This is a genomic window from Bacillus sp. JJ1764, assembly GCF_036962145.1.
Taxonomy (GTDB): domain Bacteria; phylum Bacillota; class Bacilli; order Bacillales; family Cytobacillaceae; genus Neobacillus.
Genome location: NZ_JBALNY010000018.1, coordinates 62,115 through 80,538 on the forward strand (window position 1 = coordinate 62,115; position 18,424 = coordinate 80,538).

General features: G+C 39.2%; 19 protein-coding genes. 18 read left to right on the top strand and 1 reads right to left on the bottom strand.

Annotation, left to right across the window (positions count from 1 at the left end; genetic code table 11):
• The first annotated feature begins 6 nt into the window (after positions 1-6).
• The 14 genes from V7083_RS02990 to V7083_RS03055 all read left to right on the top strand — a co-directional run bounded on the left by V7083_RS02990 (position 7) and on the right by V7083_RS03055 (position 12,874).
• Positions 7-549 (top strand): helix-turn-helix domain-containing protein, encoded by a 543-nt coding sequence (locus V7083_RS02990; RefSeq protein ID WP_335475222.1) that lies wholly within the window; start codon positions 7-9, stop codon positions 547-549.
• A 16-nt stretch (positions 550-565) separates the two neighbouring features.
• Positions 566-1,540, top strand: coding sequence for an alpha/beta hydrolase (locus V7083_RS02995; RefSeq protein ID WP_335475224.1), 975 nt, complete (start codon positions 566-568; stop codon positions 1,538-1,540).
• Between the two features lie 191 nt (positions 1,541-1,731).
• Entirely contained in the window at positions 1,732-1,926 is a 195-nt protein-coding gene (locus V7083_RS03000) for a hypothetical protein (RefSeq protein WP_335475226.1), read from the top strand.
• A gap of 225 nt (positions 1,927-2,151) precedes the next feature.
• Positions 2,152-2,904, top strand: coding sequence for an SDR family NAD(P)-dependent oxidoreductase (locus V7083_RS03005; protein ID WP_335475228.1), 753 nt, complete (start codon positions 2,152-2,154; stop codon positions 2,902-2,904).
• A gap of 24 nt (positions 2,905-2,928) precedes the next feature.
• Complete coding sequence (locus V7083_RS03010) at positions 2,929-4,542, top strand: long-chain-fatty-acid--CoA ligase (protein ID WP_335475229.1); 1,614 nt, start codon at positions 2,929-2,931, stop codon at positions 4,540-4,542.
• 93 nt (positions 4,543-4,635) lie between these two features.
• Positions 4,636-5,202 carry a TetR/AcrR family transcriptional regulator gene (locus tag V7083_RS03015; protein ID WP_335475231.1) on the top strand — a complete coding sequence of 189 codons (567 nt, stop codon included), beginning with the start codon at positions 4,636-4,638 and terminating at the stop codon, positions 5,200-5,202.
• 144 nt (positions 5,203-5,346) lie between these two features.
• Positions 5,347-5,748, top strand: a complete 402-nt coding sequence (locus V7083_RS03020) for an acyl-CoA thioesterase (protein WP_335475233.1) — start codon at positions 5,347-5,349, stop codon at positions 5,746-5,748.
• A gap of 34 nt (positions 5,749-5,782) precedes the next feature.
• Positions 5,783-6,859, top strand: coding sequence for a phosphotransferase family protein (locus V7083_RS03025; protein WP_335475234.1), 1,077 nt, complete (start codon positions 5,783-5,785; stop codon positions 6,857-6,859).
• Positions 6,860-6,882: 23 nt separating this feature from the next.
• Complete coding sequence (locus V7083_RS03030; protein ID WP_335475236.1) at positions 6,883-7,653, top strand: SDR family NAD(P)-dependent oxidoreductase; 771 nt, start codon at positions 6,883-6,885, stop codon at positions 7,651-7,653.
• A gap of 49 nt (positions 7,654-7,702) precedes the next feature.
• Positions 7,703-8,482 (top strand): enoyl-CoA hydratase/isomerase family protein, encoded by a 780-nt coding sequence (locus V7083_RS03035; protein WP_335475238.1) that lies wholly within the window; start codon positions 7,703-7,705, stop codon positions 8,480-8,482.
• A gap of 9 nt (positions 8,483-8,491) precedes the next feature.
• Positions 8,492-9,466: a quinone oxidoreductase family protein gene (locus V7083_RS03040; RefSeq protein WP_335475240.1), complete on the top strand. Its 975-nt coding sequence runs from the start codon at positions 8,492-8,494 to the stop codon at positions 9,464-9,466.
• A 66-nt stretch (positions 9,467-9,532) separates the two neighbouring features.
• Positions 9,533-10,528 (top strand): phosphotriesterase family protein, encoded by a 996-nt coding sequence (locus V7083_RS03045; RefSeq protein ID WP_335475242.1) that lies wholly within the window; start codon positions 9,533-9,535, stop codon positions 10,526-10,528.
• Between the two features lie 248 nt (positions 10,529-10,776).
• Positions 10,777-11,478, top strand: coding sequence for a response regulator transcription factor (locus V7083_RS03050; RefSeq protein ID WP_335475244.1), 702 nt, complete (start codon positions 10,777-10,779; stop codon positions 11,476-11,478).
• Entirely contained in the window at positions 11,450-12,874 is a 1,425-nt protein-coding gene (locus V7083_RS03055; RefSeq protein ID WP_335475246.1) for a HAMP domain-containing sensor histidine kinase, read from the top strand. Before V7083_RS03050 ends, V7083_RS03055 begins: the two co-directional genes overlap by 29 nt.
• A 183-nt stretch (positions 12,875-13,057) precedes the next feature.
• Here V7083_RS03055 and V7083_RS03060 read toward each other — a convergent pair whose 3' ends face one another.
• Entirely contained in the window at positions 13,058-14,077 is a 1,020-nt protein-coding gene (locus V7083_RS03060; protein ID WP_335475248.1) for a DUF3231 family protein, read from the bottom strand.
• A gap of 248 nt (positions 14,078-14,325) precedes the next feature.
• Here V7083_RS03060 and V7083_RS03065 point away from each other — a divergent pair, with 248 nt between their 5' ends.
• From V7083_RS03065 to V7083_RS03080, 4 genes are all read left to right on the top strand, one after another.
• Positions 14,326-15,723 (top strand): S1C family serine protease, encoded by a 1,398-nt coding sequence (locus V7083_RS03065; protein WP_335475250.1) that lies wholly within the window; start codon positions 14,326-14,328, stop codon positions 15,721-15,723.
• A gap of 125 nt (positions 15,724-15,848) precedes the next feature.
• The gene (locus V7083_RS03070) at positions 15,849-16,427 is read left to right on the top strand and encodes a YitT family protein (protein WP_335475252.1); all 579 of its coding nucleotides are present in this window, start codon (positions 15,849-15,851) and stop codon (positions 16,425-16,427) included.
• Between the two features lie 92 nt (positions 16,428-16,519).
• The gene (locus V7083_RS03075; RefSeq protein ID WP_335475254.1) at positions 16,520-17,197 is read left to right on the top strand and encodes a response regulator transcription factor; all 678 of its coding nucleotides are present in this window, start codon (positions 16,520-16,522) and stop codon (positions 17,195-17,197) included.
• Positions 17,190-18,404: a sensor histidine kinase gene (locus tag V7083_RS03080; RefSeq protein ID WP_335475256.1), complete on the top strand. Its 1,215-nt coding sequence runs from the start codon at positions 17,190-17,192 to the stop codon at positions 18,402-18,404. The genes V7083_RS03075 and V7083_RS03080 overlap by 8 nt, the downstream gene beginning before the upstream one ends.
• The last annotated feature ends 20 nt before the right edge of the window (positions 18,405-18,424 follow it).

An 18,424-nucleotide genomic window follows, 5' to 3' on the forward strand; every position in this document is an offset into this window, starting at 1 on the left:
ATAAAGATGAAGGAATCAACCGTTGATGTCATTTTACATCCAGTTCGGATGCGAATTATTCAGCAACTAATAAATCAGCAATTAACAGCCCAACAGTTAAAGGAACTGCTTCCAGATATACCGCAGGCTTCGTTGTACAGAAATATAAAAAAATTAGCAGAAGCCTGTGTTATTCATATTGTTGATGAAATACCTATAAGAGGAACCGTGGAAAAGGTTTATTCCATTCAAGACCCAAAGAAAGCTTCAATTAGTCCAGAAGAATTAAATAATCTGTCAAAGGATGAACATATGAGCCTGTTTATTAAATTTTTGGCTAATTTAATGGGGGAATATGACAGATATTTGAAAAATGAAGAAAACATTGATTTATTGGCGGATGGTGTTACATTCCGGCAGACATCCTTGTTTTTAGACGATGAAGAATTTCAGCAATTTGCTCAGGAATTAAGAGAAGTGTATATAAAGTATGCGGAGAAAAAACTGGATAAGGGCAGAAGAAGAAGGACTGTAGCTACTATTATCATTCCAGGTGAAACTGATCAATAACATGGGGGAATTTGATGTGGAAATAAGGGAGAAAGAAATTACGATTCAAAGTAAGGTGGCATTAAAAGGATCGTTAAATTTGCCAGAAACACGTAGAGAAAAAAGGCCGGCCATCCTAATTATTCAAGGGTCTGGGAAAATTGATCGCAATGGAAAAGCTAGTGAAAAGTTGGATTTAAAACTTTATCGACAGTTAGCGGAATTTTTAACTAAATTAGGGTTTATTAATCTTCGTTACGATAAGCGCGGTGTTGGCCAAAGTGATGGGAAATACCTGAAAACGGGATTGTGGGATCTAGTCGATGATGCACGTGCAGCTGTTCAATTTTTGAAAGCTCAACCTGAAGTAGACCCTGAAAAAGTGATAATATTAGGTCACAGTGAAGGATGTGCCATTGGAACTGCGGTTGCAGCTAGGGAATCGCTAGGAGGACTTATTTTGCTTTCAGGAGCGGTTGAAACATTGGGTGAAGCGATGAAACGGCAAAGAGATATCGCTACCCAAGATATTCTGGATGGGAAAAGTTTTCAAGCAAAATTGTTACGATTCTTAGGTGCTCATAAAAAAGTTGAAAAGCAGGCTCAAAAATCTCTTGAAAAAATGATGAAGTCTAATGAAGATACGATCAAACAAAGTTTTGTCAAAGTTAACGCAAAGTGGTTCCGTGAACATATCCAATATAATGTTAGAGAGGATTTAGCAAAAGTGACCTGCCCGGTTTTAGCAATCACCGGTGCAAGAGACATTCAAGCAAATCCAGAGGTACTTAAGGATTTACCACAGTATGTAAAAGGGGACGCTGAATACTATGTAGTAGAAAATATGGGTCACGCCTGTAAATTGGTAACCAAAACATCCACTATATTCTCTATTAAAAAGGATTTGCCAGCAGAAGGAAACCTGCCCATCCACCCTGAACTGACCAAACTACTGGAAAATTGGTTATTAGGACATTATCAGTTAGACGAAATTGTTCAATTAACCCTTTAAGTGTAAATGAAAATATTTTTATTTGAACAAGGGATGGGAGCAGACCGCGAAGTGCTTGGACCTCTATTCACCACTTTTTTGTGTAATGAAAATATTGTTGAAATATGATATAATTAGGTCAGATAGTAGATGATAGTGATTTGCTAGCAATTTGTTAGCGATTTACTATCAGTTGAATAGAGGTGTCTTTCTTGGAACAAGGTGAAAGAATTCAATTAAATGTAAGAATTACAAAAGAAACATCAGCAAAGTTGGATGAAATTGTTGAGTATTACCAACAAGGATTGAAACTGGGAAGAATTTATAAAGGTGATGTCTTAACTGATATCATTGAAAAATCATATGATTTAATGAATAAGCAAAAAAAGCTTCAGAAAAGATTTTAATGGGACAATGGGTCGGGATTATTAAATCCGGATCTTTTTTTGTATTTATGACACTATGTATTTTTAGAATATTTAGAAAAAGGTTTGAATATTTAATGTATCAATTGTATAATAGTATTTATAACATACCAACCGGTTAGTATCAGAGATTTATTCTTTTTTTATTCTGTAGATTATTTGTAAATGAAAGCGCGTTCAATATATTTAGAAAGGATGAACTTGATTATGAGATTACAAGGAAAAACAGCCATTGTTACTGGCGGCGGCAGTGGAATTGGTCGTGCTACAGCCATCAAGTTTGCTAAAGAAGGAGCAAATATTACCGTTGCTGATGTGGATTCTGTTTCCGGAGAAGAAATGGTTGGACTCATCACCGAGGCGGGTGGTAAGGCCATTTTTGTTAAGACAGATGTTGTTGATTCTAAGCAAATTCAAGAACTCATACAAATTACTACTAAAACATATGGTGCCTTACATATCATGTTTAACAATGCTGGTATTGGAAATTCGGAAGTTCGCAGTGACGAATTAGCTGAAGAGGAATGGGACCAGGTCATTGATATCAATTTAAAAGGGGTATTCCTCGGCATTAAGTATGCTGTCCCGGAAATGAAGAAAGCCGGCAGCGGGGCAATCATCAACACTTCCAGTTTATTGGGGTTAAAGGGCCAGAAGTATATGTCTGCCTATAATGCTTCCAAAGGCGGTGTAGTGATTTTAACTAAAAATGCTGCCCTTGAATACGGGAAATACAATATTCGTGTTAATGCAATCGCACCGGGAGTCATTGACACGAAAATTATTGATAACTGGAAACAAAATGAGCGAAAGTGGCCGATTATTTCTAGAGCAAATGCGTTGGGACGGATCGGCACCCCTGAGGAAGTTGCAAATGCGGTGGTATTTTTAGCTTCAGATGAGGCTTCCTTTATTACCGGAGCAACCCTTTCTGTAGACGGCGGAGGCTTAACATTTTAAAACAACTAATTTGGAGGTAAATAGATGACTAATAAACAGGCATGGTTAGCTCAATACCCTGTATCGATTGCAAAAACAGTAGAAATTCCGAACAAAACCGTAACCCACATTCTTAAAGAAACAACAGAAAAGTATCCTGCCAATAATGCCCTCTCTTTTTATGGAAGAAAAATAACTTATCAGGAGTTATCCTTTGCCGTTCAAGCCTTTACTTCTGCATTACAGCAAAATCAGGTGCAAAAAGGGGACAGAGTCGCGATCATGCTGCCGAACTGCCCACAATACGTTATTACTTATTACGGAGTACTGTCAGCAGGCGGAATAGTCACACAAGTAAATCCAATGTCGGTTGAACGTGAGCTAGAGTATATTTTAAATGATTCCGGTGCAGAATCGATTATCACTTTAGATGCCTTTTACCAGAGAGTAAAAAGTGTTCAATCACGAACAAAATTGAAGAATATCATTATTGTCAGCTTTCAGCCTTCAGGACATGATTTTACCCCGGATCGCAGTTTTGACCAATTTTTAAAAGAAGGCAATGGGCAGGTACTACCGATTGAGTTTGAACCTGAACACGATGTGGCTGTCCTGCAATATACAGGAGGGACAACAGGGCGTTCAAAAGGAGCGATGCTGACACACCGCAATATTTTAGCTAATGTCATTCAATGCTATGAATTTTTTAAGCATGAATTTGAATTGGGCAAGGAGCGCTGTCTCACGGTTATTCCACTATTCCATGTTTTTGGTATGTCTTCTTGTATGAATTTGTCTATTTTGACCGGTTCGGAATCCATAATGCTCCCTCGCTTTGATCTGGAGGAAGTATTAAACACGATTAAAAATGAACAGCCTACTACTTTCCCAGGTGTACCAACCATGTATGTGGCGATTACGAACCATCCGCGTGCTGATGAATACGGACTCGGCAGTATTAAAACCTGCAACAGCGGAAGTGCCCCGATGCCAGTCGAACTACTTCGGGAGTTTGAAGGAAAAACAGGTGCGAAAATATTAGAGGGATATGGATTATCAGAAGCGTCTCCAACCACTCACTGCAATCCTCCGTTTGCAGATAGGAAACCGGGCAGTGTAGGGATTGGGGTGCCATCCACCGAATATAAAATCGTCGACCTTGCGACAGGCACTGAGGAATTGAATCCGGGTGAACTTGGTGAGGTCATCATTAAGGGTCCTCAGATTATGAAGGGCTATTGGAACATGCCTGAGGAAACGGCCAATACCTTAAGGGATGGCTGGTTGTTTACTGGTGATATTGCCAGGGTGGATGAGGAGGGTTATTTATATATTGTTGATCGAAAAAAAGACATGATTATTGCGAGCGGTTTTAATATTTATCCGCGTGATATTGAAGAAGTGTTATATGAACATCCTTCTGTTCAAGAGGCGGTGGTAATTGGGGTACCCGATCCTTATAGAGGGGAAGATGTTAAAGCATATATCGTATTAAAGGCTGGAAAATCGGCTACTGAAGAGGAGATTATCCAATATTGCCGACAAAACCTAGCTGCTTATAAGGTTCCGCGCAGTATCGAGTTTCGTGATCAGTTGCCGAAAACTGGAGTTGGAAAAATTCTTCGCCGTGCGTTAAGAGATGAAGCTCTTAAAAAATAGCAAAAATAATCTTTATTGGAACAAATGTAGAGGTGTGATGACAATATGATATAATTTTATCGGGACATTTATTCAGATTGCGAGGACAATAAAGTGAAAGAGAAACTAGTAGGACAAAGCATTCGCTTATTCGAAAAAAAGGGGTTTAGTGAAACTTCCATTCAAGACATCGTTGACTCCATTGGGGTAACCAAGGGGACATTTTATTATTATTTTTCCAGTAAGGAAGAGCTATTAATGGATATCCACTTGGGATATATTGATGAGCTGCTTGTCCAACAGGAACAGATTTTTAATGACCAACAGAAGACATGTAAACAAAAATTATCCGAAATCGTTTATATGCTTATAACCGATATAAAAACGCAAGGATCTTCAGCTAAGATTTTCTTTCGTGAAATGAAGAATCTAAGTCCGGAACGTCTTGCAGTAGTGATTCCGAAGCGGGATCAGTTTCGATATAATCTCGAAGACCTGATCAAGAAAGGGATGCAAGCAGGGGAGTTTCGCAGTGACCTAAATCCTGAAATTATTACGTTCGGGATTTTGGGGGTCACCAACTGGAGCTACCAGTGGTTTAATCCTAATGGTCCATGTACGGATCAAGAGGTTGCGGAGATATTTGTCGAAATGATTTTGAAGGGAATTCAAGTAAATTAAGAGAAAAAGTGTAGAGAGGAATTTTTTAAATGAAATTCCCCTCTTTTTAAAATAACAACATACCAACCGGTTAGTATTGAAAGTATTAAAATGACATAAAAATGGCTTCTTGAGCATTTTCTAGACAATGAGGTGTATTAAGTCATGCATGAAATACAGGTGAACGTGCGTTTTGGTGAAACAGACGCAATCGGCCATATCAATAACACAAGTTACTTTATTTATCTTGAAGAAGCTAGAATTCGTTTTTTCGAATCATTAGGTTTTAATATGGATTCAAAAAATTGGAATTTTATTCTTGCTTCCACTAAGTGTGATTTTCTCAGCCAAGGCTATTTTAATCAGACATTACTAGTGAAAACAACTGTTTCTAAAATTGGTACCAAAAGTTTCCAATTAGAACATGATATCATTTGTGCCAAAACAAATGAACGGATTGCCTGTGGCAATGCCATCATGGTTTATTTTGATTTTGATGAACAACAAAGCAAACCTTTACCGGACTTATTGCAAGAAGAGTTGCAAAAGTACAAAGTTTACACTTAAAGTTTCTGAATATTTAAAAATAAGGAGGAGCTACATGCCTCATCAAATGAGAAATGATACAATTCCTGTTCGTAAAGGCGAGGAATTGAATTTGCCGGTATTGGAGCAATTTTTACGGACAAATATCAAAGAGCTTCCCGGGAGTCCATTGGAAATCCTCCAATTCTCATCCGGTCATTCCAATCTAACTTACCAAATCAAGATGGGAGAATGGGAAGCGGTTTTAAGACGTCCACCTCTCGGCCCCGTGGCACCAAAGGCCCATGACATGGAAAGGGAATTTAAAATCCTCTCAGAATTAAATCCTTTGTTCCCTGCAGCTCCAAAACCTTTCCTATTTTCAGATCGATTAGATATCGTGGGCAGTCCTTTTTTCATTATGGAAAGAAAGCATGGAATTGTTTTAGACACCGCTTTTCCCGAGGGGCGTGACGTCACTCCTGAACTATGTAAAAGAATTTCAGAAATTATGGTAAATAATTTAGTAGAGTTACATTCGCTTGATTATAAAAAAACACGCCTGCTAGAAATAAGCAAGCCAGATGGATTTATGGAAAGGCAGGTCCAAGGCTGGATTGGCCGATATGAGCGGGCGAAAACAGAGGAAATCTCAGAAGTAGAGACCTTAATTAAATGGCTTATTGATCACGTTCCAAAGCATTCTGAATCCACCGTGATTCATTATGATTACAAGCTGAATAATGCGATGTTTAATGAGGATTTTACCGAGATGGTAGGCTTATTTGATTGGGAAATGACCACTGTAGGTGACCCGCTGGCTGACTTAGGTGCAGCGATGAGCTATTGGAACTTGCCGGATGACTCCGAACTGTTAAAAAAAGGACTGGGTAAAGATCCTGTTACAGCGGTCCATGAAGGGTTTTTTACTAGAAAGGAATATATTAACCTTTATGCCAAAAAGAGTGGCAGGAATGTTTCAAAGCTTCATTTTTATATAACCTTTGCTTATTTTAAACTTGCCGTCATTTGTCAGCAAATCTATTACCGGTTTAAAAAAGGGCAAACAAATGACCCACGATTTGCCAACTTTCATCAATTTGTTCATGGATTGATCCAGCATGCGACGATTGTCGCGCATGATAAATTTTAAGAAGTGCTGAAGGAGGCAATTGAATGAGGTTTTCGCAAACGGTTGCAGTAGTAACAGGGGCTGGCAGCGGGATTGGCAGAGCAACTGCAATCCAGCTCGCTGAAGAAGGAGCTAAAGTTATTTTAGTCGGTAGAACAGGGAACAAACTTGAAGAAACAGCCTCGATTATAAACGGGAAAAGTAAGATTCCGGTGGCAGAAATTTTTCGCGCTGATTGTACCGACGCGGAGGATGTTGTGGAATTAGCCGAATATGTTGAGCAACATTATGGGGATCTTCATGTCCTTGTTAATAATGCAGGTGGTTCACGAAATGGAAAAATTTTAGAGATGTCTGAGCAAGACTGGAATTTTGTTCAGGATGTCAATTTAAAAAGTGTTTTCCTTGTTTCTAAGGAGCTCGGCAAATTGATGGTTAGAGGAGCGGAACGTGAGGAGCATCATCGCGCCATTGTGAATGTTGCTTCTTTATCCGGGCATCAAGCCGGTGCGGAAATACCTCATTACAGTGCGGCAAAAGCAGCCGTCATTAATTTTACCAGGGCGCTAGCTTTGGAATTATCGCCCCATGGAATCCGTGTGAACTCGGTATCCCCTGGGTTTGTAGAAACACCATTAACAGAGGAGGGCTTGCAAAATGAACGCTTTGTCCGGGCAATCCAAAGAAATACGGCATTGGGCAGAGTAGGCAAGCCTGAGGAAATTGCTAGAGTCATTTCATTTGCGGCATCACCCGACGCCTCCTATATGACAGGTACTGACTTGTTAGTTGATGGTGGCTGGTTAATTAAATAGGTTAGCAGGTTGTAAGAAAATAATGGATAGGATAGAAAGGATGATGAGCATGGCGCAAGAACATTTACTAGTGGAGAAATTAGGACCAGTACTTTCCTTAACCTTAAACCGACCAGAGAGTTTGAATGCATTCAGTCCTGAAATGATTTTAGGATTAAAGGATGCAATCAGGAATGCCCAAATAGATGAAGATATACAGGTAATTGTTTTATCCGGAAGCGGCCGCTCATTCAGTGCCGGTGGTGATGTTAAAACAATGGGGCAGGCCGGTGGTGTCCAAGTTTATGAACATATTGGAAAACTCAACGAACTTATCTTACTAATGAAAGACACGGAGAAGCCCATTATTGCGGCTGTCCATGGGTTTGCGGCTGGAGCCGGCTTTAATTTAGTGCTAGCCTGCGATTTAATTATTGCTGCAGAGGAAAGTAAATTCGCCCTCAGTTTTTCACAGGTTGGTTTAATTTCTGATGGAGGTGGCTCTTATTTTCTGCCAAGATTAATTGGCCCTCATCTTGCCAAACAATTCTTCTTTACGGCTGAGCCAATCTCTGCGGAGCGTTTATATCAACTTGGTGTTATCAACTATTTGGTTCCGCAAGAAAAGTTACATGAAGAAACGACAAAACTGGCATTAAAATTGGCCCATGGTCCTGGTAAGGCATATGGCAAACAGAAAAAAATCGTAGATCAGGCGTTTACTGCCTCATTAGAAGAAATACTTGAGCAAGAGCGATTGACTCAGATGCTGATGGTTCAAACTGAGGACCATCAAGAAGGTATCGCTGCATTTAAAGAAAAAAGAAAACCAGCATTTAAAGGGAAGTAGGGGAAAAAGATGAAAGCAATTCAATTTACGGAATATGGCGGTCCTGAGGTACTAAAACTAGTAGATCTTGAAAAACCAAAACCTACCGGACGGGAAGTCTTGATCGAGATTAAAGCTGTTGGAGTGAACTATGCAGATACTGCCAGAAGAGAGGGTCAATATGTCGTTCATACCGCATTGCCCTTCATTCCTGGCGCGGAGATTGCAGGGGTTGTCGTAGAAGTTGGAGACCAAGTAACAACCGTGTCTCCTGGGATGAGAGTAGCGACCTTAATTGAATCAGGTGGTTACGCAGAATTTGCTCTTGCTGATGAGCGAGGTCTTATTCCGCTTCCTGAACAATTAGATTACCATTCGGCAGTGGCACTGCCTTTACAGGGCTTAAGTGCTTACCATATTTTAAAGACGATGGGTCGGCTTGAAAAAGGAGAATCTGTTCTGGTTCATGCAGCTGCGGGTGGGGTTGGAACAATTGCTGTTCAGCTTGCCAAACAATTTGGAGCTGGCAAAATAATTGCTACAGCCAGTACAACCGAAAAACTGGAATTAGCCCGTGAAATGGGGGCCGATGTTCTCATCAATTATACAGAGCCCGACTGGGAAAAGCAGGTTCTGGAAGCAACGGGAGGAAAAGGGGTAGATGTTGCCCTTGAAATGGCGGGAGGCGAAGTGTTCTATAAGACATTGAAATGTCTTGCTACATTCGGCCGTCTAGTAATCTATGGTGTGGCCAGCGGTGAACAATCCAGATTTTACCCATCATCCCTAATGGCAAGAAATCAATCCGTGATTGGATTCTTCCTGCCGCAAATCATGAAGAAACCTCAATTGCTTCAGCCTAGTTTAGTAGAGTTGTTTACATATCTGGGCGAAGGAAAGTTGAAACTGACAATTGGCGGAGTGTATAAGCTGGAGGAAGCAGCAGAAGTTCATACCGTACTGCAATCAAGAAAAACACAAGGTAAGTTGATTATAGAGCCATAAATATGGAAGACACCTAGTGTTGACACCCGGATTTTCATTTTTAAAAATTTGAAAGGGTGAAGTAGTTTGAGAACAGTAGAAACCGTTACAGGACCAATTTCTGTAGATCAATTAGGGAAAACACTAATCCATGAGCATTTTATTTTTGGATATCCGGGTTATCAAGGTGATGTAACACTGGGTGCATTTAATGAGGCTGAAAGCTTGGAAGCTGCCATAAATGTGGCACGACTTATGCAAAGTTATGGAGTACAGACAGTCGTTGATCCGACTCCAAATGAATGCGGAAGAAATCCGCTATTTTTGAAAAAAATCTCTGAAGCGACCGGGCTGCAAATTATTTGTGCTACTGGTTATTACTATGAAGGTGAAGGGGCTCCGCCTTATTTTAAAATGAGGCAGGGTCTTGGTTCTGCTGAAGAAGAAATCTATCAAATGTTTAAAACGGAAATTGAGGAAGGGATTGCTGGTACTGGCATTAAACCGGGAATTATCAAACTTGCCTCAAGCAAAGACGAAATCACGGAGTATGAAAAAATGTTCTTCCGTGCAGCCGCAAGGATTCACCAGGAAACAGGAATTGTTTTGCTGACCCATACGCAGGAAGGAACAATGGGTCCTGAGCAAGCTAGAAGGTTAATTGAACTTGGGGTTGATCCTAGTAAAATCATTATCGGCCACATGTGCGGGAATACTAATCCCGAATATCATAAGGCTGTTTTAGACCAAGGTGTCCGGATTGGTTTTGACCGATTTGGAATCCAGGTACTGGTGGGTGCTCCATTTGACCATGACCGGGTCGCAACCCTCTTGGCATTATTAGAGGATGGTTATGAGGACCAGATATTACTAGCTCACGATACCGTTAATATTTGGCTCGGTCGTCCTCTATTCATGGACGAACAAGTGACAAAAATTATGGAAAACTGGCATATCGGCAATATTTTTGAAAGGATTCTGCCTGTATTACGCGAAAAAGGCATCTCCGAGCTACAGCTCGACAAAATGCTCGGTGCCAATGCAGAAGCCCTATTTGCTGGTGCCTCTGTGAAAGTAAAATAGCTCGATGAGAGGTCTTAATTGTAAGGCCTCTTTTTTATGCCTAATAATATGTTAAAGAACCCTGTTGATTAGAGCGGAAGCGAAGCCGCCTGGAGCGCGAATCAACAGCCCTGTTCACAACGTAAATTATTAATAAACTATGAACAATCTATTAATTAATCAGGAAGAATGAAGCTGATAGTTGGATATCACTTGAATTTTGTTTACACTATTAGCAGATAACCTTTTTTCGAAGGGAAGAGTTCATAGTGAAAATATTAGTGATTGAAGATAATACAAGTGTTTGCTCCATGATTGAAATGTTTTTTGCCAAAGAAGGCATTGATGGGGAATTTGTTAATGACGGTTTGGAAGGATATAACCGTTTTAAAAGCGGCACTTGGGATGCGCTTATTGTAGACTGGATGCTACCCAGTTTGGATGGGGTGTCCATTTGTCGAAAAATAAGAGAAGAGAAGTTTACCGTTCCAATAATTATGTTAACTGCAAAGGACAGCGAATCAGACCAAGTGCTCGGACTGGAAATGGGGGCAGATGATTATGTCACCAAACCGTTCAGCCCTTTAACGTTAATGGCTCGCATCAAAGCCGTTACCAGACGATATCAGACCCAAATGCCAAAAGAGGATGAAGGTCTTTTATCGACGGAGCATTTTAAGGTCAATAAGACAACCAGAGAAGTGTTTGTCGATGGGGCTCCCATTTCCAATTTAACCCCAAAAGAATTCGATTTACTGTATTATTTGGTGGAACATCCCCGCCAAGTTTTTTCGAGGGAACAATTGCTTGAAAGGGTTTGGGGCTACCAGTTCTATGGGGATGAACGAACGGTCGATGTCCACATTAAACGGCTTAGAAAAAAGGTGGAGACCACTTCGCAAACCTTTTTCCATACCGTATGGGGGGTAGGATATAAATTCGATGATTCCACCAAAACGGATGAAGTTTAGATATTTTTATCAACAGTTCTTCAGCCATATTAGTATTATACTAGTGGCATTCTTGCTATTAAGTCTTTTATTTGCACATTATCTGGAGAACCTCGTTTATAAAAACAAGGCAGATGAACTCATTTCATATGGTAAGGCCATTATTTCAGAAATAGATCAAAATCCAATTGCGACCGCTCAAATTCTCAGCCAATATAATTCTGTCCTGGCAGCAAGGAAAATTGGCTTTAGCATGTTTGATCAGGATGGAAAAATCTATTTGGTCAACAATCGTGGCCCAGCCATAAAAGCTTTGCAGCCGAATGAATGGGAAAAACTCACAAATGGTCAAACCATTATTGTTCAAAGTGATTACAAACGGTTCGGTCAGGAGGGTGTTACCTTTGTTGTCTTACCCTATCTTGACCATGGCAGATTTATTGGAGGAGTACTGCTAACTTCGCCGATTAGCGGGTCAAGTGCGATGATCAGACAAATCAATAAGATTCTGTTGTACACGATTCTTCTAGCTTTTGGTGTTTCGTTTTTGCAAAGCTGGTATTTGTCACGAATTCATATGAAACGGATCAAAAGACTTCGGGAGGCGACCTCGCAAGTTTCCTCAGGAAATTATAATGTCCATGTCCAATCATCCAATTTTGATGAAATTGGCGAATTGGCAGAAGATTTTAATCACATGGTCAATAAAATAAATGCTTCTATGGAAGAGATTGAGAGCCTGGAAAACCGCCGCAGACAATTTATGGCCGATGTTTCTCATGAGATGCGGACTCCGTTAACAACTATTAGCGGGGTGATAGAAGGGTTAAGGAATAACATGATACCCGAAGAAGATCGGGAAAAAGGAATTAACCTGGTGAGCAAAGAAGCGAGAAGATTAATCCGGCTTGTCAATGAAAACTTGGATTATGAAAAAATTCGTTCAAACCAGATTCAATTATATAAAGAAGAAATTCAATTGATCGAGATTCTAGAAATTCTTCAAGATCAATTAAGTATTCAAGCAGAAGAAAAAAATAATCACATTGTGGTAGAAGCAGATCATGACGTCATGATCAATGCCGATTATGACCGTTTACTGCAAATTTTAATTAACATTACGAAAAATAGTATTCAGTTTACCACAAATGGAACCATATGGCTCCGAGGAAAAAGTGAGCAAAACGAAACAATCATCGAGATTGAGGATACGGGAATTGGGATTGATTCCAATGAAGTGGAGAATATTTGGCATCGATTTTACAAGGCTGATCTCTCCCGTAGAAGTAATCCCTATGGAGAATTTGGTTTGGGATTATCCATCGTAAAGCAATTAGTTCTGCTTCATAATGGAACCATCCATGTAAATAGCGAAAAAGGAAAAGGAACAAAATTCGTTATCAGATTCCCAAAATAAGGGAAAAATAAACGGATGAAAAAAAGCGAGGTTATAATATGAACCTTGCTTTTTTATGTTTTTTACCTGAAGCTTAGTACATAAAGTAGCTGGGTTAGTTCAAGTTCAATAGGGTTCTTGAGCCATTAAGTACATCAAAAAAAAAGCTAGGAATCGTTCCTAGCGTTAAATTTATCTGGAAAATTATTTTTTACCTCTATCCTTTTCAAGAGATTCTCGGTCACTTGCTGTTGGTGGCTGCTCTAGCCATCCATTTTTTATCATTAGGTTTGCTCCGTCTTCTGCAAATTGTAAAAGTTCAAAAATTAATCTTACGTAATGACCACCTACATCTTTCCTCGAATTGACACTCAATGCAGAACCATAAAATGAAAGGGTTAATTGTGTAGACAATTGAATTTGGTACATCAAATATTTATCTGAAAAGGTCATAGATGTAGAGTTCGTGATCATGGATTGCCAGGAAATTGGTGAATTTAATTTATCTTCATTTAATACCGAATCAAATATCTTTATATGTTTATTGGCAATTTCAAGTCCTCTCCTGAAATGTTGTCGAACTTCTTGTGATTGGGCTACTTGGATAAATCCCACTTTTAAAGCAGCATGTAAATGCATTTTTAACAAGTTGAAAGTAATATCCCCAATTTCAATAGCATTCAGCGGGCGACGATCTCCCAACCATCCAGTTAAAAAACTTTGGTGCTTTACAAAATCAATCGAATCGGGCGGTGAAATAACAGGAGGGCGAGTTAAAACCCCTTTTGAAAGCATTAAGTCTATAGATTGGTCAAAAAGCTCCATCGTTTCGGTCATACAGGTTATAAAATACTTCCGTAAGTCAGCACGAACGGAAGTACTAACAGATAAAGAATATCCAGTCATTCCTTGTAAAGTCATGATATAAATATAATTTAGGTAGAAAGGGTCTTGAAATAGACGTGGTGCGTGAATGTTGACGTCTTCTTTTTCTGTAAACCCATGTGGAATAGGGTAGTTTTCTTTTTGCATGAATATTGTAATTTCTTGTACATGCTTTTTTGATATTTCTAGGGAAGTATTGTAGATGGATTTAACTTCGTGATCATCGATATGTTCGAGTGCATAACGAAAGAAACAAATGGACATGGTATCAAAAATGTATTGGGTCCAAAGGCTTGCAATTTCCGGAGCAGTTAATCGAATTGTGCTATTTGTATTCAAGGTTCATCCTCCGAATCACGATATTATATAGTGTATATATTGTTCACTTAGGGATTGAAAATTATGTAAATTATCATACTGGTTAAAATCACTCCATTTTCATGTTTAATTAACGCTTTTATAGTAGATTACTCCATACCAATTCTCACAAATTTATCAATCTGGTTAAAGTTTGTTAATAATTTGTTAAGAATTATTGTGTATTTTATAGGTAGGATTAAAAGATACACAAAAGGAGATCGATTGAGATGGAATTTAATAGAGATCAAGAATTTGAAAAAAATCAAACGAACTCATCTGAGATGAATGAAAATAATGAATCTAATGAGATGGAGGAAAGGGTTCAAGCCGTTGATGCCGATTTTACGATTAAATCTGAAAATGTCGATTTTAAACCGAATCAAGAAGAACCACTTCAGCCTACTATAGAAACGACCCGTGCAACCAATCAAATTCCAAAGAAACCGGCAACGCGATATTTAAAGGGCTTTGCTTCGACAGTGGCTGCCGGGGTAATCGGATCGGTTTTAACGTTGACTATTTTGCCGCATACTGATTATTTGAAGAACTATGATGCTGCTAATAATCAGGTGACAGGGGTAACGAATCAAGCATCCAAAGTGAAAACGGTATCTGCACAGCCTTCAGCCGTATCAAACAACTCCATTGCCGATATCGTTGAAAATATGTCTAAAACCATTGTTGGAATTGTCAATTATCAGCAACAGCAAAGCTTTGACTATTTTGGCAATACTACCAATAATTCTTCACAGAGTGTGGAAAGTGGATCTGGCTCAGGTGTTATTTTTCAAAAGAGTGGCAATTCTGCGTATATCGTAACCAATAACCATGTAATTGAAGGCGCCACAAAGCTAGAAGTTTCTTTATATAATGGTGAAACAACATCAGCTAAGGTGGTCGGTTCTGATGCTTTAACAGATCTGGCGGTTTTAAAAATTGACTCTAAATATGTAACGGCAACTGCAGAGTTTGGAGATTCAACTAAGATGCGTCCTGGTGATCAGGTTTATGCGATTGGAAACCCTCTGGGTCTTGATTTCTCACGCTCGGTGACATCAGGGATAATTAGTGCGACAGACCGCACCATTTCCGTTTCAACTTCAGCTGGAAGCTGGGATACAAATGTCATCCAAACGGATGCAGCCATCAATCCAGGAAATAGTGGGGGAGCGTTAATTAATACTCAAGGTCAAGTGGTGGGAATCAACAGCTTGAAAATCGCGGAAAGCGGTGTGGAAGGATTGGGGTTTGCCATCCCGAGCAGTGATTTCATTCCAATTGTCAATCAGTTAATTAGTAATGGGAAAATTGAGCGGCCTTATCTCGGAATTGGATTGGCTGATTTAGATCAGGTACCGCAGGTTTATTGGCAGAACCTTCCTAATAACGTAACCAAGGGCGTCTTAGTCATGAATGTTGACTCTAATTCTGCTGCGGGTCGTGCCGGGTTCCAATCAAAGGATGTGATTGTTGCCATGAATGGAACCAAAATTGAAAGTTCTTCTGATCTGAGAAAGTACTTATATACAAAAGTAAAAATCGGTGATGATGTGAAATTTGAAGTTTACCGTAATGGAAAGCAAATGACCTTAACGGTGAAATTAACTAGTAGCAAAACGGAGTAATTATAAGAATATTGTAATAGAGCCGATATCATCGGCTCTATTTTTATGTCTTCCATTCCATGAGAATGAAGTTTTTTATTCTAACATATATGTAGTAATAAAGAACTTGGACAAGGAATGGTAGCATGCTGAAAAAAATGGCTGTAATCGGCTTTGGGAGTTCGATGATCGGGATTGGTATTAATGGGTTCATTCTTCCTTTTCATTTAATTAATGGCGGGTTTTTCGGTATAAGTCTTCTGGCAAACTATTTAGTAGGAGTAAAGGTAGGGGTTACCTTTATCCTACTCAATATACCAGTCTATTTGTTTGCCTATAAAGTGGAGCCTTCCTACTTTTTGAATGGGTTATTGGGCGCCATTATTTCCGGCATTATGATTGATTTGTGGATTCCTTTGAATGGAGTTGTTTATTTGCCGCTTCAGACCAGTGTGATTATCGGCGCAATCATGATTGGAATGGGCGTTGGAGTCATGCTGAGACATCATATTAGTCCGGGAGGGATGGATTTACTGGCACTGCTGATTGCCAAGTGGTCAAAGTGGAATGTTGGTGTGATTGCCTTAATCATGGATGTGATTATTATTTTAACAGGACTGTTTTTACTTCATGAGCCTCGTCTTCTATATTCCCTGTTAATTGTGACCATTGTTGGTTTTATGATAAGTATCATCACTTCTTTTCGGGAAATAAAATGGTTTTAAAATAGAAGAAGTTCACGTTTCCTTCACTCTTTTTTCAGAAATGATTGCTATGATGATAGTAAAAGGGAAATTTTTGAAATGGAGAGGTCAACATGAATATATTATTGGCTGAGGATGATAAGCGGCTGGGAAAACTGATGACCCACTTATTAAAAAATGAATTTCATCTTGTGAATTGGGTTAAAAACGGAAAGGAAGCGTATGAACTCGCCAGATTTTCTGAATACGACATTATTATCTTGGACTGGATGCTGCCCGGTGAAACGGGGTTATCGGTTTGTAAAAGACTGCGGGACAAAGGAATCCATAGTGGTATATTATTTGTCACGGCAAAAGATTCCAATCATGACATTATTACTGGCCTAGATTCCGGGGCAGATGATTACATTGTCAAGCCCTTTGAATTTAATGAACTTTTGGCAAGAATTCGTGCCATTAGTCGTAGAAAAGAGAAACCTGTTGAAGAATTGATTACGATCGGGGATTTTGTTCTAAATTTAAATACCCATGAATTATCTAGACAGAATCATTTGATTGAATTGACGAAAAAGGAGTACCAGCTTCTTGAATTGTTAATGAGGAATCAAAACCAGGTAATGACTCGAGAAGTATTGTTCGAAAAACTGTGGGGCTATGATTCCGAAGTATCAGACAATGCATTGGATGCCTTAGTGAAATTGGTTAGAAAAAAAATCGATGTACCAGGATTTCCTTCCTTTATCCAAAATATTCGCGGAATTGGCTATAAAGTGAGAAGCACTTATGTTTAACCGTGTAAAGGCTAAATTAATGGTGGTTTATACCCTTTCGTTAGTCCTATTGCTCATATCATTTATCGGTTTATTATACTTCTTGATTTCGAAAGAGATTAATGAGAAAGAGGCAGACCAATTAGAGGTTTTTTTCAATCGTGAAATAGATGATTTTTATGAAGATGTCGCTGAAAAGGAACACCATGATATCGACTATGAACCAAATCGAAACATCTTTTATTACGTGTACAATCGTAATGGGGGCTTGATTAGCGGAGAAGAAACGGATAAAGGCCTGTTTCAGTGGATCGAACAGCAGCAATATTTACGAACTGATTTCGAAACAGAAAGAATGACTTGGGGCGAAAAGCATTTTATTTTGATGAAAGAATCGCTCGGAGATAAGGGACAAGTCCTTCTTGGAATGGATATCACGGCTGAGAAGCATCTTATTCAAAAAATTACTTGGATTTTATTTCTGTTAACCATCCTTTTTAGTGTCATTTTTGCCTTTGTTGGATATTATTTTGCCGGTGAAGCGATGAAGCCAATTAAAATAGCCTTTGATAAACAGGAAAAGTTTGTTTCAGATGCCTCCCATGAATTAAGGACACCATTAAGCATTTTTTACAGTTCTATTGATTTGTTAATGCGGGAAGAACAGGGTCGCTTAAGTCCACTTGGAAATGAAGTGCTTGAAGATTTAAAAATCGAGGCCCACCAAATGAATAAGCTTGTCAATGATTTACTGATTTTGGCAAGAAGTGATCAGGAGCAATTGAATTTGGAATGGCAGGAAATTAATTTATCAAAACTTGCCTTGTCTATTTATCAACGGTTTTCTAGAACCATCTCGAAGGATATTATGTTTGAGCAGCATATCCAAGAGGGCATTTTTCTTATGTGTGATAGAGCCAGAATCGAACAATTAATCTATATATTGTTGGATAATGCCTTTCGTTATACAAATGAAGGAAAAGTCACTTTGACACTAAGGTCCGAAATGAATCAAAAGATTCTTATCATTGAAGACACCGGATGCGGCATTGAGGTTGAAGCGCTGCCTGCTATTTTTGAACGATTTTATAGAACGGATCCGACAAGAGAAAAAGGCGGGGCGGGATTGGGCTTGTCTATTGCTCATGCCATTGTGACTGCACATGGTGGAAAGATCACCGCAAATAGCACTCTTGGAAAAGGGAGTGTATTTACCGTTACTTTTTAAAGAAAAACGACAGGATCCAA

Coding starts and splice junctions, on each gene's coding strand:
- V7083_RS03030 (WP_335475236.1), top strand. CDS start 6,883: ATGAGGTTTTCGCAAACGGTTGCAGTAGTAACAGGGGCTGGCAGCGGG.
- V7083_RS03025 (WP_335475234.1), top strand. CDS start 5,783: ATGCCTCATCAAATGAGAAATGATACAATTCCTGTTCGTAAAGGCGAG.
- V7083_RS03020 (WP_335475233.1), top strand. CDS start 5,347: ATGCATGAAATACAGGTGAACGTGCGTTTTGGTGAAACAGACGCAATC.
- V7083_RS03005 (WP_335475228.1), top strand. CDS start 2,152: ATGAGATTACAAGGAAAAACAGCCATTGTTACTGGCGGCGGCAGTGGA.
- V7083_RS03035 (WP_335475238.1), top strand. CDS start 7,703: ATGGCGCAAGAACATTTACTAGTGGAGAAATTAGGACCAGTACTTTCC.
- V7083_RS03075 (WP_335475254.1), top strand. CDS start 16,520: ATGAATATATTATTGGCTGAGGATGATAAGCGGCTGGGAAAACTGATG.
- V7083_RS03080 (WP_335475256.1), top strand. CDS start 17,190: ATGTTTAACCGTGTAAAGGCTAAATTAATGGTGGTTTATACCCTTTCG.
- V7083_RS03055 (WP_335475246.1), top strand. CDS start 11,450: ATGATTCCACCAAAACGGATGAAGTTTAGATATTTTTATCAACAGTTC.
- V7083_RS03070 (WP_335475252.1), top strand. CDS start 15,849: ATGCTGAAAAAAATGGCTGTAATCGGCTTTGGGAGTTCGATGATCGGG.
- V7083_RS02990 (WP_335475222.1), top strand. CDS start 7: ATGAAGGAATCAACCGTTGATGTCATTTTACATCCAGTTCGGATGCGA.
- V7083_RS03065 (WP_335475250.1), top strand. CDS start 14,326: ATGGAATTTAATAGAGATCAAGAATTTGAAAAAAATCAAACGAACTCA.
- V7083_RS03040 (WP_335475240.1), top strand. CDS start 8,492: ATGAAAGCAATTCAATTTACGGAATATGGCGGTCCTGAGGTACTAAAA.
- V7083_RS03010 (WP_335475229.1), top strand. CDS start 2,929: ATGACTAATAAACAGGCATGGTTAGCTCAATACCCTGTATCGATTGCA.